10 protein-coding genes are annotated in these 11,976 nt (G+C 42.6%); 4 read left to right on the top strand and 6 right to left on the bottom strand.

Translation table 11 applies throughout. The features are described 5' to 3' along the window. Positions 1–107: 107 nt before the first annotated feature. From FM019_RS04525 to prmA, 5 genes are all read right to left on the bottom strand, one after another. On the bottom strand, positions 108–356 hold the full coding sequence (locus tag FM019_RS04525) for a phage shock protein B (RefSeq protein WP_143834704.1): 249 nt from the start codon (positions 354–356) through the stop codon (positions 108–110). A 336-nt stretch (positions 357–692) separates the two neighbouring features. Then, on the bottom strand, positions 693–2,264 hold the full coding sequence (gene purH, locus FM019_RS04520; RefSeq protein ID WP_143834703.1) for a bifunctional phosphoribosylaminoimidazolecarboxamide formyltransferase/IMP cyclohydrolase: 1,572 nt from the start codon (positions 2,262–2,264) through the stop codon (positions 693–695). Positions 2,265–2,405: 141 nt separating this feature from the next. Next, on the bottom strand, positions 2,406–2,699 hold the full coding sequence (gene fis / locus FM019_RS04515) for a DNA-binding transcriptional regulator Fis (RefSeq protein WP_040523552.1): 294 nt from the start codon (positions 2,697–2,699) through the stop codon (positions 2,406–2,408). Between the two features lie 28 nt (positions 2,700–2,727). Then, positions 2,728–3,729, bottom strand: coding sequence for a tRNA dihydrouridine synthase DusB (gene dusB, locus FM019_RS04510; RefSeq protein WP_143834702.1), 1,002 nt, complete (start codon positions 3,727–3,729; stop codon positions 2,728–2,730). Positions 3,730–4,008: 279 nt separating this feature from the next. After that, on the bottom strand, positions 4,009–4,887 hold the full coding sequence (gene prmA, locus FM019_RS04505; RefSeq protein WP_143834701.1) for a 50S ribosomal protein L11 methyltransferase: 879 nt from the start codon (positions 4,885–4,887) through the stop codon (positions 4,009–4,011). 93 nt (positions 4,888–4,980) lie between these two features. Here prmA and FM019_RS04500 point away from each other — a divergent pair, with 93 nt between their 5' ends. Continuing rightward, positions 4,981–5,757 carry a substrate-binding periplasmic protein gene (locus FM019_RS04500; RefSeq protein ID WP_185969185.1) on the top strand — a complete coding sequence of 259 codons (777 nt, stop codon included), beginning with the start codon at positions 4,981–4,983 and terminating at the stop codon, positions 5,755–5,757. Positions 5,758–5,813: 56 nt separating this feature from the next. On the opposite strand, the gene FM019_RS04495 is transcribed toward FM019_RS04500, so the two are convergent. Beyond that, the gene (locus FM019_RS04495; protein WP_143834699.1) at positions 5,814–6,686 is read right to left on the bottom strand and encodes a hypothetical protein; all 873 of its coding nucleotides are present in this window, start codon (positions 6,684–6,686) and stop codon (positions 5,814–5,816) included. Positions 6,687–7,326: 640 nt separating this feature from the next. On the opposite strand from FM019_RS04495, the gene FM019_RS04490 reads away from it, so the two are divergent. From FM019_RS04490 to FM019_RS04480, 3 genes are all read left to right on the top strand, one after another. Then, entirely contained in the window at positions 7,327–7,836 is a 510-nt protein-coding gene (locus FM019_RS04490) for a hypothetical protein (protein ID WP_143834698.1), read from the top strand. 97 nt (positions 7,837–7,933) lie between these two features. Continuing rightward, positions 7,934–8,680 (top strand): hypothetical protein, encoded by a 747-nt coding sequence (locus tag FM019_RS04485; RefSeq protein WP_143834697.1) that lies wholly within the window; start codon positions 7,934–7,936, stop codon positions 8,678–8,680. 6 nt (positions 8,681–8,686) lie between these two features. Further along, entirely contained in the window at positions 8,687–11,950 is a 3,264-nt protein-coding gene (locus FM019_RS04480; protein WP_143834696.1) for an SPOR domain-containing protein, read from the top strand. Positions 11,951–11,976: the final 26 nt, after the last annotated feature.

The following is an 11,976-nucleotide window of genomic DNA, read 5'->3' as shown; positions in this document are numbered from 1 at the left end:
TTACTTGATTCTTCGAGGGATTAGATGGCGCAGAATTGTACCGAAAATGAAACAAAAAAGCGTGTATTAATCGCACGCCTTACCGAATTTTTCATATTTTATAAGGCCTATTCGTTAGCACTTTTAAGCTTGGAAAATTCCTGGTTCAATTGATACTTTTCATCTGTAACAATGGCTTCTAGGGTATTTAGCCGTTCTTTGACTGCAGATAGCTCTCTTTCAAGCTTTTCAATTTGTTCATAGTCCCCTTTACTGTCTGCTTCTACCTGTTTTAATTTTTGAACATGCGAAAAAATCATGCTCAAAATCACTATGGGTAAAACAAACACGACCAATATTGCAATAGTGCCGTCCATTATACCTCTCCTGTATGTTAATGGTTGTAGGGTAAATTGGTGGTATACAACCTATGAATTCTTTTTCATTATATCGTTAAGATGTGCCTCTTCGACTCATCAAAAGCTTTACTATCAGTAGTAGGGCAAGATAAATACCAGAAAATAACACCACAAAAACAATGGGTTATAAATTCTCAGTTTTTTGAATGTGTATCAACCACTAATCATTAGTCAAAAATACTATTCACGTCACAAAAATGCAAAGTTAAACCTTTGCAGGTTTTTAAAAAAAGACGCCTTTGCACAGCATGTGTAAAAGCGTCTTTATTAAACGGTTAGTATCGAGATAGAGTGTTAGTGGCGGAAATGACGCATCCCGGTAAAGACCATGGCGATGTCGTGCTCGTCAGCAGCAGCGATAACTTCTTCATCACGCATTGAGCCGCCTGGTTGAATTACCGCGGTAATACCTGCGGCTGCCGCGGCATCGATGCCATCTCTAAATGGAAAGAATGCATCGGAGGCCATTACCGACCCTTTCACTTCTAAATTTTCGTCTGCAGCCTTGATACCAGCGATTTTAGCAGAATAAACTCGGCTCATTTGGCCAGCTCCTACACCAATTGTCATGCTGTCTTTGCAATAAACGATGGCGTTTGATTTAACATATTTGGCGACTTTCCACGTAAACATCAAATCTTTTAGCTGCTGCTCCGTGGGTTGACGTTTAGTCACTACCTTTAGATCATCGATTTCAACCATGCCGATGTCTCGCTCTTGCACGAGCAGGCCACCGTTGACGCGCTTAAAATCAAACCCGTCTGTAAGCTGACCTTGCCATTCTCCGCAGGCTAACAAGCGAACATTCTGTTTTGCTGCGACAACATCTACAGCTTCCTGACTAACGCTTGGCGCAATGATCACTTCAACAAATTGGCGATCGATGATGGCTTGTGCTGTGTTGGCGTCTAACTCGCGGTTAAACGCGATAATGCCTCCAAAAGCAGAGGTTGGGTCTGTTTTGTAAGCCCTATCGTATGCTTCGAGTAAATTTTCTCCCAAGGCTACTCCACAAGGGTTGGCGTGCTTGACGATAACACAGGCCGGTTCGCTAAACTCTTTAACACATTCCAATGCAGAATCTGTATCTGCGATGTTATTGAACGATAACGCTTTGCCTTGAATTTGTGTAGCAGTAGCAACAGAGGCTTCTTGAATATGGTTTTCTACATAAAATGCCGCGGATTGATGACTGTTTTCACCGTATCGAAGATCCTGCTTTTTGGTCATCTGCATATTGAAGGTGCGAGGATATTCGCTTTCGGTGTTGTCCAAGCGTGTTCCAAAGTAATTTGCAATCATGCCATCATATTCTGCGGTATGTTCAAATGCAGCGATGGCCAAATCGAATCGCGTTTGATAAGTCAATGACCCTTCATTTTCAGCCATTTCACTAAGAACTCTGCCATAATCCTTGGCGTTCACAACAATTGTCACGTCTTTATGGTTTTTCGCCGCCGCACGAACCATCGTTGGTCCGCCGATATCTATATTCTCGATGGCATCTTCTAATGAACAATCTTCGTTTGCGACTGTTGCAGCAAAAGGATAAAGATTCACCACAACCAAATCGATAGGTTGAATGTCGTTTGTTTGCATAACGTCTTCATCTTGACCCCTGCGAGCCAAGATCCCACCATGAATTTTGGGATGCAAGGTTTTTACCCGTCCATCCATAATTTCTGGATGCCCAGTGTGATCTGACACTTCTGTTACGGCTAATCCGGCGTCAGCAAGCAGCTTTGCTGTTCCTCCTGTTGACAGCAGATCGACCCCTTGACGGGTAAGTGCTGTGGCAAACTCAACGATGCCAGTTTTATCAGAGACACTCAGCAGTGCGCGGCGGATAGGTTTTGAAGGAATCATTCTTGTACTCGTGTTTATGTGTGTAATGTTATCTATGCAACTGTTGACCAAACAGTCAAGTTGGGTCAAAACAAAAAGAGCACCCTGAGGTGCTCTTTTAAATCATTTGTTCTTTTGCATAAGCGCTAAAAACATTCAGCTTTAGTTCATGCCGTATTGCTTAAGCTTCTTGCGAAGTGTACCACGGTTAATTCCCATCATGATAGCCGCGCGAGTTTGGTTTCCGCGTGTGAATGTCATGATTTCTTCTAGTAATGGTGCTTCAACTTCAGCCAATACCAACTCATATACATTTTCTACGTCAGTGTTGTCCAACTGTCTAAGATATTTGTTTACAGCTTGTTTTACAGAATCTCTCAAAGGCTTTTGCGCTTGAGTTTGAGAAGGTGTAGTCACCGTAGTGGTGAAAGGAGAAGTCACATTTTGATCGAACATAAACATCGTGCTCTTTAGTTGGTAAAAATTAAGCAGCGGGTGTGATTGACTGAGTCAATTCACCAGAAGCCAGTTGTTCAAAATACCTTTCCAGCTCATCAAGTTGCTGTTGGGCATCTTCTATTGCATTAAATACGCGACGAAACACACGATCCTTGTCATGATCCGCTAAATACCACCCGACGTGTTTACGGGCAATACGCGCTCCCATGAATTCACCATAAAATTGATGAACATTGCTGACGTGTTCGAGCATTACACTACAAACTTCGCCTAACTCAGGCGCGGGAAGCGTTTCACCTGTTTGCAGAAAGTGCAATATTTCCCGGAATATCCAAGGGTTCCCCTGGGCTCCGCGACCTATCATCAACGCATCTGCTTTGGTGTATTCTAATACTTGTTTGGCTTTAGCCGCACAAGTGATATCACCGTTGGCTACCACTGGAATCGACACCGACTGCTTAATGCGGGCAATAGTGTCAAATTCAGCTTCGCCTTTGTACATACATGCTTTAGTGCGACCATGAACTGCTAGAGACTGAATTCCGTTGTCTTGAGCAATTTGTGCTATGTCTACACCGTTGCGATTGTCTTGATCCCAACCCGTTCTTATCTTCAACGTGACAGGAACATCGACAGCATTGACTACCGCGAAGATAATTTCTTCGACCAGTTTTGGGTACTGCAGCAATGCAGACCCTGCCATCTTCTTATTCACTTTTTTTGCTGGGCAACCCATATTAATGTCAATAATTTGTGCACCATTACTGACATTAAGTTGCGCTGCTTGGGCCATCAGTTCTGGATCTGACCCAGCAATTTGAACTGAGCGGATGCCTAATTCACCAGCGTGGTTCATGCGTTGTTTAGATTTGTCTGTATTCCATACTCGCGGATTGGACGACAGCATTTCTGATACTACAAGCCCAGCACCTAAACGTTTACACATTTGTCGAAAAGGCCGATCAGTGACACCAGCCATGGGTGCCAGCATCAGATTATTGTCGAGTGTATATTGACCAATCTGCATGTCTGAAAAGAACCTTTTTATTGAACAAAAAATGTTCAGCTAGCCAAAACGGCCGCTATATTACGGTTTTTTAACCGTTTTGAAAAGGCTATATTTTAAACAAAGGTATGTTTTATTTGCTTTGCAGGCCTTGACATTCTTGACTTCGCGTGGTCTGACCTGCAACATGTCACAAATTTAAAAAACATGTAACAAAAAATAATAACTTATTTAACAAAGTGTTATGCGCAGCCGTGTTGCGACCATAACTGCTCTCTTGGAGCTGTTAAATTTAACCAGCTATTTTTTCACACCTGAAACGCGTGCCCAATCCCCTTCAATAGCGATTGGCTCCATCACAAAATCCTCAGAATACAGCGCGTTTATTTCTTCTGCTTGCGTTGCAAGAATTCCAGACAACACGAGTTTTCCCCCTTTTGAACAATACTGGGTGATCACCCCTCGTAATTCTCGTAGCGGTCCAGCCAAGATATTAGCTAAAACAAAATCTGCCTGAAGAACAGGTTGGTCTTTAGGCAGAAAAACAGAGATTTTGCCTTCAACTCCGTTACGGCTAGCATTGTCTTTGCTGGCCAGCAATGCTTGTGGATCGATATCAATTCCGACTACGGAGGCAGCACCAAGTTTTAGTGCCGCTATTCCCAGGATCCCCGATCCACAACCAAAATCGACCACGCTTGCGCCTTCCATATCTAAACTGTCCAGCCATTTTAGACATAAAGATGTCGTCGGGTGAGTGCCAGTACCAAATGCTAATCCCGGATCTAACATTACGTTGACGGCATCAGGATCTGGAACTTCTCTCCAACTGGGGCAAATCCATAGGCGCCGTCCAAACTGGATAGGATGAAAATTGTCCATCCATTCTCTTTCCCAATCTTTATCTTCAAGTTGATCCAATTTATGCACAAAACCCTTCCCTAATAGCTTTGATTTCTCAAGTTGCGACACAACGCGCGACATGTCGTACTCGGCATCGTAGAGACCGACCACTTCAGTGTCTGGCCATAACATGACTTCGCCTGGCTTTGGTTCATACATGGGGGTATCTTTTGCGTCAACAAAAGTGACTGCTTGCGCTCCGTTTGCGCTTAGCATGTCACCAAGTTGCTCTGCATGTTCTGCTTGCGTATTAATTTTAAGTTGGATCCAAGGCATAAAGTGTTCCTTCAAATTAGCGCTACACTATATCAGGTAGGTACTAAAACAGGTTACGCAATTTTAATTATACGAAGCAATAGTGACGGGTTGATGGAAAAACTAAAATTTTTGTTTTGCGTTATTTTGTGCATCTTTGTTTCTCTCACAAATGCTCAAGCTGACAGACGCACGCTCAGCATCGCTGTAGGGTGGGACAAGCCCCCTTATGTTATGTCTGATGCGCAAAGCGGTTACGAAATTGAAGTTATTAGCGACGTACTCACAATACTTGGGTACGAGGCTAAGTTCATTCCAATCCCCTATGGACGATCTTACGATATCCTTTTTAACTCTCGATTTGACGCAGTGACCACCCTAAGCCATAAAGTGAAGATCGAAGGCGTTTATTTGAGCTCGGTGTATATTGAGTACCAGAATGTGGCAATTTCCAGGCGTGCACTGAATGCCAACATAGATAAGATATCTGATTTAGCTAAATATTCATTGGTTGCGTTTCAAAATGCCCATCGGGTCCTTGGCTTTGAGTTTGGTGAGATGACGCTGTCTCACAAACAATATTTAGAAGTGCCCGATCAAGCTCGGCAAGTACGCTTATTGTTAACTGGGAAAATGCAAGTCATCGTCATGGATATTAACATTTTTCGCTATTTGCATAACCAGATCATTCCACAGGCCGAGCAACAAGCTGTCACTATCCATCCGGTCTTCCCGATCAATGGATACCGCATGGGGTTTTCGAACGAAGCTCTCAATGATGAGTTCAATGAGGCGTTTGCTATCTACAGAAAGACTAAACAATTTCTTCGGCTGCAACAGAAATACAATCTGCATAATCAGCTAGGTGCCGCTCAAATCTCTAAGGATTGAGGAATTCTCTTTTTTGCCTTTAAAAGATGCTTTGAGATTGGTCTGACTCATAAGGGTTAGTTGTTACTTAATCGCTGCACTTTCGCTTGTTCAAAACTGATTAGCCCGTGCTCGTTAATGGCGCTTCTGGCTGAAAGAGTGAGATTTGGGTTTTCAAGGATGATGAGTTTGCGTGTGAAAAAACTAAGTTCGGTCAAATGCTCTTGCAAATACTCATTGTTGACGCGTTCAAGGGTTCCTTGCTCCAACAAGTGGCGAAGACCCGCTTCTATTCGTGGCCTTAAATACGAATCTTTGGGCAGGTAAACAAAATTTGCTAGCGGATACACAAAAGCCAGTTTCTGCTCAACTTCAATGGCCAGGTCTTTGTGCCTGTGATAGTCGGCGGAAATTTCTGAAATACTTCGACTCATACAATCGAATCTGCCTTTGGCAAGTGCTCGAAATAAACTTTCAAACACTGGCGTACTATAAACGTTGAAACCGTTAGCACTATGAATTGGTGTGTCAGGCCAAAAACTGCCCAGTCCAAATACAATGTCTTTTTGCCGGGTCTGTTGGGCGTTCTTTAAATCGACAAATTTTTCCTGAGAGCCCTTTTTTATTAAACATATGCGCATTCCAAGTTCACCCTTGTCGACAGGAATATAAATGGGATCAAGAAGCTCTTCTCGGCCCGCATCATTGCCCATTATCGCTATATTGAGGTTTCGACCTCGGCTCAATTCTTCGACAGCTCGGCCTTGCTCCAATGGTGCGCTTCGATTGAGAGTGTATGGACCAAATTCTTCTACTGTTGCTTCGGCGATCAAACTAATGATTTGTGCTGAATTACCCTGGTCAAAGTTTTTGTCCCACAAAACCAACTCGTCTAAGGCAAAAACCGCAGAGTGAAAGCAACTAATCAGAATGAATAATAAACATTTCATATTTGACGCATATGTTTTCCGTTGTCTTGCTATGAGCATACAAGAGGGTAAAGAAAATGAAAGGTTTTGACGTGAAAACATAGATCTAGGCCCGACGTAGTTATTTTAGGCTTTTAAAGTTATGAATTTTTGCACCTTTTTAAGAAAATGTGCATCACAATACACTCGAAAGATCGTCAAAAATTCGCGTTTAACTTCTTAATAAAAGGAGATATTTTTGCTGGATTTGATCCGCAGATCGCAAAAAGATCGCATTTTTTAAGGTTTTTGCGTATTGCTTTATATACGTAAGTTAATTTCAGCATACCGATAGAAATTTGTATCGAATATTCATAAATAGAATGGTGGAAATTATATTTAATTTAATAAAAACAATGGGTTAAATGTTTTAGGTAATAAAAGCAACCAGGTAAAAATTTCTCACATCAAAATGTGGTGCAAGTCAAAGTGCTATTAACCTTTAGTCTATTTTTGTTCAAAAATTAATCAAATGGGAGGTTTTTGGAGCAATTCCAAAACCTTTTCAATTTCAGAAGGTTATGGTTTTATAGATTCCGTCATCGGCACTGAGTGAGCATGACAACCAAATTTAGCGCTACCGAAATAGTTCGGTATTAAAAAAATAACAGAGAGACAAACCATGAAAAAAATTCTAGCAGCAACCTTACTAACTGTCGCAACAACTTCAGCTTTCGCAGCCAGTGAAACTTACCAAGCCACGGTGACTGCATTGCAAGAACCGACTATTACTGAGACTGCCGCACTAAATTTCGGTTCAATCGTACCTACAGCAACCTCTACATGTAACATGGATAACGCAGGTACAATTACTGGTGCTTGTGATGCATCCGATGCAAACATTCTTATCGGTGCAGTTTCATTAACAGACCTTGTAGCTAACACAGCATTAACAGTAACGATAACGGGCGGCAGCAGCGCCAACCTAACATTCGATGCGGATTGGGACATCAATAACGCAGGAACCGGTGATGCAGACGGCATTACAGATGGTACGGCAACAAACATTACTGTAGACGGTACGGCTTCGACTATCACACTAGACGTATACGGTGACATGACAGTAGACACAGCGCTAACATCTGGACAGACATACACAGTAGACTATACGGTTGAAGTTGTGTTCCAATAACACATACGTAGATTATGTTGAAAAAGCAGCGTAAACGCTGCTTTTTTTGTGTTGTAAGCAAGCTTTTTAGCTTTAACGATAAAAATAAGAAAAATAGATGTACAGATTGTTAGTTGCGATAGTGCTGTTAAGCACATTTTCGTTCTCGGCCAACGCCAACCTTTCCCTGTCAAAATTCCGCCTGTATTTCGACAACAACACGCGCAATGATGCATTACAACTGAGAAATAAGAGCGATCGTGCAGTTTCCTACACGATAGAACTTTCCCTCGTTGAAATGACGGAAGAGGGAACACTTCGAGCGGTAAGTGACGATCCCTTTTCCGCCGTTGGCTTGTTAAGATATTCGCCAAGACGAGGGGTGATCCAACCTGGTCAACGTCAAGCCTTGCGTTTTTCAGTGAGAAAACCTGCTGGGTTGCAAGAGGGCGAGTACCGCGCAGTGCTGAAAATAGTCAGTGCAGTGGCGCCTAAAGGCTCCGGAGATATCAGTCTGCAGTCAAAGCTATCTTATAACTTACCTATTATCGTGCGCCACGGCAGGCTCACTGCCTCTACCAGTTTGCAAGACGCTAGATTAGTCAATGTTGGTGCCACGCCAAGTATTGAACTGTGGCAGACACTTGAAGGAAATCGCTCGGTTTTTGGCAATTTTATTGTAGAAGATGAACAGGGCAACGAAGTTGGCGTGTTGAATAACTCTGCCGTATACCAACCTTTGAATCGCAAAAAAGTCATAATTCCACTCAATCAAAATGTCAGTGGGGAGGTTAGAGTCAAATTTAGTGAAATCGCTCAATACGGCGGAACTGAAAACGCAATTACTACGCTAAAATTGAACTAGTTTTCTGTGAAATCAGGGGCCAATATCCTGCTTCGCGGCATAATTGCCGTCTGTTTCCTGGTATTTTATTCTGGCAACATTCAAGCCGATCAGTGTGAGAAGCCCTTGACCTGGCAGCATGTGCAATTGGCAGAAGAAGAGCTTCTCATTGGCCTGTTAAGAGTCAATGGTACACCCGTGTCATCAGGGTTTGATATCTTTCCTTATGACAATAGCTTCTTAGTTCCCCTTCAAAGTCTAGAGGATCTGCTTTTATTTGACTGGGAGATTAACCAGCAAAATCATACGTTTTCCACAATACCGAATCAGAACCATACACATTACTGTGATTTTGATATTGCCTTTAACACACAAACCTCTGCCCAAGGCTTTTATTGGTCTCAAGATGATTTCGATATGTACATCGACATCAGAGCCTTGCCCTTCTTAATTGGAGGCAGCGCAACATTTTCGTACGAAATTCAGCAACTACAAATATTAACGGAAACCTCTGTGCCTGGCCTACAAGCTGACGCTTCAGTTAAAATTCCTTCATTTCAGGCGTATCAGCCAGTATTACCCGACAAAGTTATCAACGATCAATATTGGGCGGTCACGCCACCGCTGATGAACTATCGCCTTACCACTAATTACGATCAAAAATTGGCAGAATCACGCACAAATTTTAGTGTAAACGGCTTTTTTGACTTAGCAAAGCACGCTACTGAACTGCGCTTTAATCGGACCGATAGCAATAGCCAGCAGTTTTTGCGTCTGAGTAAAAACCTTAATTTATCCGACGGAAACAGCTCAGAGAGATTGCTTCGCTATGAATTGGGTGATTTACAATTGCAAAGCGATGAACTCATAAGTCGAGCAAAGCAGGCTGCTGGAATTTCGATTTTTAACTTCGATCCCAATTTTTCTAATTCGTTTTCGCAAGTCACCATTGATGAAACCGTTTTACCTGGTTGGCGGGCACAATTGTTCCGAAATGGACAATTTATTGAAGAGTTGTTTTCTGATGATACCAATCAGGTGGTATTCGAAAATGTTGATACATTTTATGGCAGCAACTTGTTTGAAATAAAACTCTATGGTCCTGAAGGGCAACAAGAAGTGCGAACACAAACGATCAATGTGGGAAATGATCAGCTTACACCAGGAAAAATAAATTATCGTTTCAGTGCTTCAGACGCGAGTGCGCGAACCATTGATAGCAGCCAAAATGAAAACCTTTATGATAAAAATCTGTCAGCATTATTTGCTTACGGGCTGAACTCAAATATTACCCTTGAAACCTCGATCAACTTGTTAGAAGGATTGGGGGAGCGTCAAAACTATTTGTCGTCGGCCTTGTATGTGAGCTTCGATGCCGCAACAATAAAAACCCAATTTGTTAAGGACCTTGATAGAGGTAGCGCTTTGTTTACGGGGGTCAACGCAAATTTGGGGCGTCAACTCAAAGCCAATTTAACTAGCAGATATTTTACTGATTTTTCCAGTGATGCTTACCCGCAAAGCCGAGGCACTAAAAGCGAAACCCGGCTCAGACTGAATGGTCGAACGGATTGGTTAGACGGAATGGGATGGAATTTTAGTACGCTCCACCGAACCTTCACTACGCGTGATGCAACAAGCATTGTCAATTTGGGAGTTAACAAAAACCTACTTGGAGGTACCTTTTCGACCTCTCTTACTTACAACTCTTCGAGTGAAGAAGACAAATTACTCCATCGCCTGTATTGGTCGAAAAACTTTTCAGGTTGGCAGTTTTCAAATTCACTAGAATGGCTACCGGACGCTAACGGAAAAGTGAGGAACTATTACACCAACATTCGGTGGCCCCAACGTTATCAGGTCTTTAACGAATCCCGTATCGAATATCGTGCCAATCAGGAAGACAAGTTTTCTGTCAGCCATAGATTTAATTGGCGAAGAGATCAGTTCAATTTGCAGTTTGGTGCGAGAGTAGATGACGGTGGGCATTGGCGGGTCAATTTTGGTATTAGTGGCGATATTGAGTTCAATCCTTTTACTCGTTCCATAGATTTTTATCGCCCCCGTGGAAGTAACGTTGCCAATGTTCACGCATTCGCCTTTTTAGACAATAACCGAAATAATGTTTTCGATGATCAAGATTCAGCACTGAGTGATGTGACAATCTCTGGTAATCAAGCTTGGCGAAACCTGCAAACCAACAGCAATGGTGGTGTTCAACTAGCTACCACTTTGCGAAGACAAGCACTGCAAATTGACGAAGCAAGTTTACCTGATCCTTTTATGCGTCCAGTTGAAGATTTGGTCGTAGTAGAAACGCACCGAGGTGGAAGAAATGTCGTGGAGTTACCAGTAGTTACTTTTACAGATATAGAAGGCGCAATTTATGTGGTAAAAGGTCAATCTAGCCGAGGCGGCGCGGGTATTCAACTGAGCTTGATTGATGAGAAGAATGAGGTCGTGGCACAAACTAAAACCGAAATTGATGGCTACTTTTATGTCAAAGGGCTCGCGCCTGGGCGCTATACATTGGAAGTAGATTCGGATTACCTGCTAAACAATCAGCTGGTGGTGTCGAATAATCCAGAGAGCATCCTTGCTTCCGAGCTCGGAGACGCTCTTAGACTTAACGATATTCTATTGACGTCAGATGCGATTGCAACACAACCTGCAACAACGGTGACGACGTCAGGTCTTGAAACAGCAGATGTTGAGCGTCAGAAAACGCCGTTTTATGTTCAACTCGGTGCCTTTAAAAAGCCCCGTTCAATTATTGAAGTGGTTAAACACCTAACCGCCGATCAATTTGATCTGAAAATCTATCGAAATCACAAAACCTCTTTAAGCCATGTTGTGATTGGCGGATATGCCACATTCGATGAGGCTAAAAAAGCGATTGAGCTGGTTCAAAAACAGGGCTATTTCAAAGACGCGTTTGTCAGTAATCGTCATCGATACGGACAACAAGGTTGGCAACTGGAATATGCATTGCTAAATCTTGATGAGCACATTACGCGCTCTAAGGAGGAGGTTGAAGCGGCAGATGATACGAGTTATTTCTGTATGTTGGCATCGTATCATTCGATGACCTCGATTGATTCGTCAATATTAAATGGCATGTTATCGGTGTTGGTGTCACGCAGAGAAGTGGCTGGCGTGCAATACAATAGCCTATTTTTCGGGCCGGTGAAAAATTCTTCAGAGTGTTCACAGAATTCAGGCTATCAAGATTTATTCAGGCAATCCTCTTTTCCGATTAAAACAGAGCATCTAAAACATCAAATTCAGTAGGTGTGCAAGCACTTACTTCCTGCACA

This window comes from Aliiglaciecola sp. M165, assembly GCF_007197995.1.
Lineage (GTDB): Bacteria > Pseudomonadota > Gammaproteobacteria > Enterobacterales > Alteromonadaceae > Aliiglaciecola.
The sequence above is the reverse complement of the archived record's forward strand: the minus strand, read 5'-3'. Positions and strand labels throughout refer to the sequence as shown.

Excerpts from the sequence above, each read along its gene's own strand:
- purH (WP_143834703.1), bottom strand. The coding sequence starts at position 2,264 with ATGATTCCTTCAAAACCTATCCGCCGCGCACTGCTGAGTGTCTCTGAT.
- FM019_RS04490 (WP_143834698.1), top strand. The coding sequence starts at position 7,327 with ATGAAAAAAATTCTAGCAGCAACCTTACTAACTGTCGCAACAACTTCA.
- FM019_RS04495 (WP_143834699.1), bottom strand. The coding sequence starts at position 6,686 with ATGAAATGTTTATTATTCATTCTGATTAGTTGCTTTCACTCTGCGGTT.
- FM019_RS04500 (WP_185969185.1), top strand. The coding sequence starts at position 4,981 with ATGGAAAAACTAAAATTTTTGTTTTGCGTTATTTTGTGCATCTTTGTT.
- FM019_RS04525 (WP_143834704.1), bottom strand. The coding sequence starts at position 356 with ATGGACGGCACTATTGCAATATTGGTCGTGTTTGTTTTACCCATAGTG.
- FM019_RS04485 (WP_143834697.1), top strand. The coding sequence starts at position 7,934 with ATGTACAGATTGTTAGTTGCGATAGTGCTGTTAAGCACATTTTCGTTC.
- dusB (WP_143834702.1), bottom strand. The coding sequence starts at position 3,729 with ATGCAGATTGGTCAATATACACTCGACAATAATCTGATGCTGGCACCC.
- fis (WP_040523552.1), bottom strand. The coding sequence starts at position 2,699 with ATGTTCGATCAAAATGTGACTTCTCCTTTCACCACTACGGTGACTACA.
- prmA (WP_143834701.1), bottom strand. The coding sequence starts at position 4,887 with ATGCCTTGGATCCAACTTAAAATTAATACGCAAGCAGAACATGCAGAG.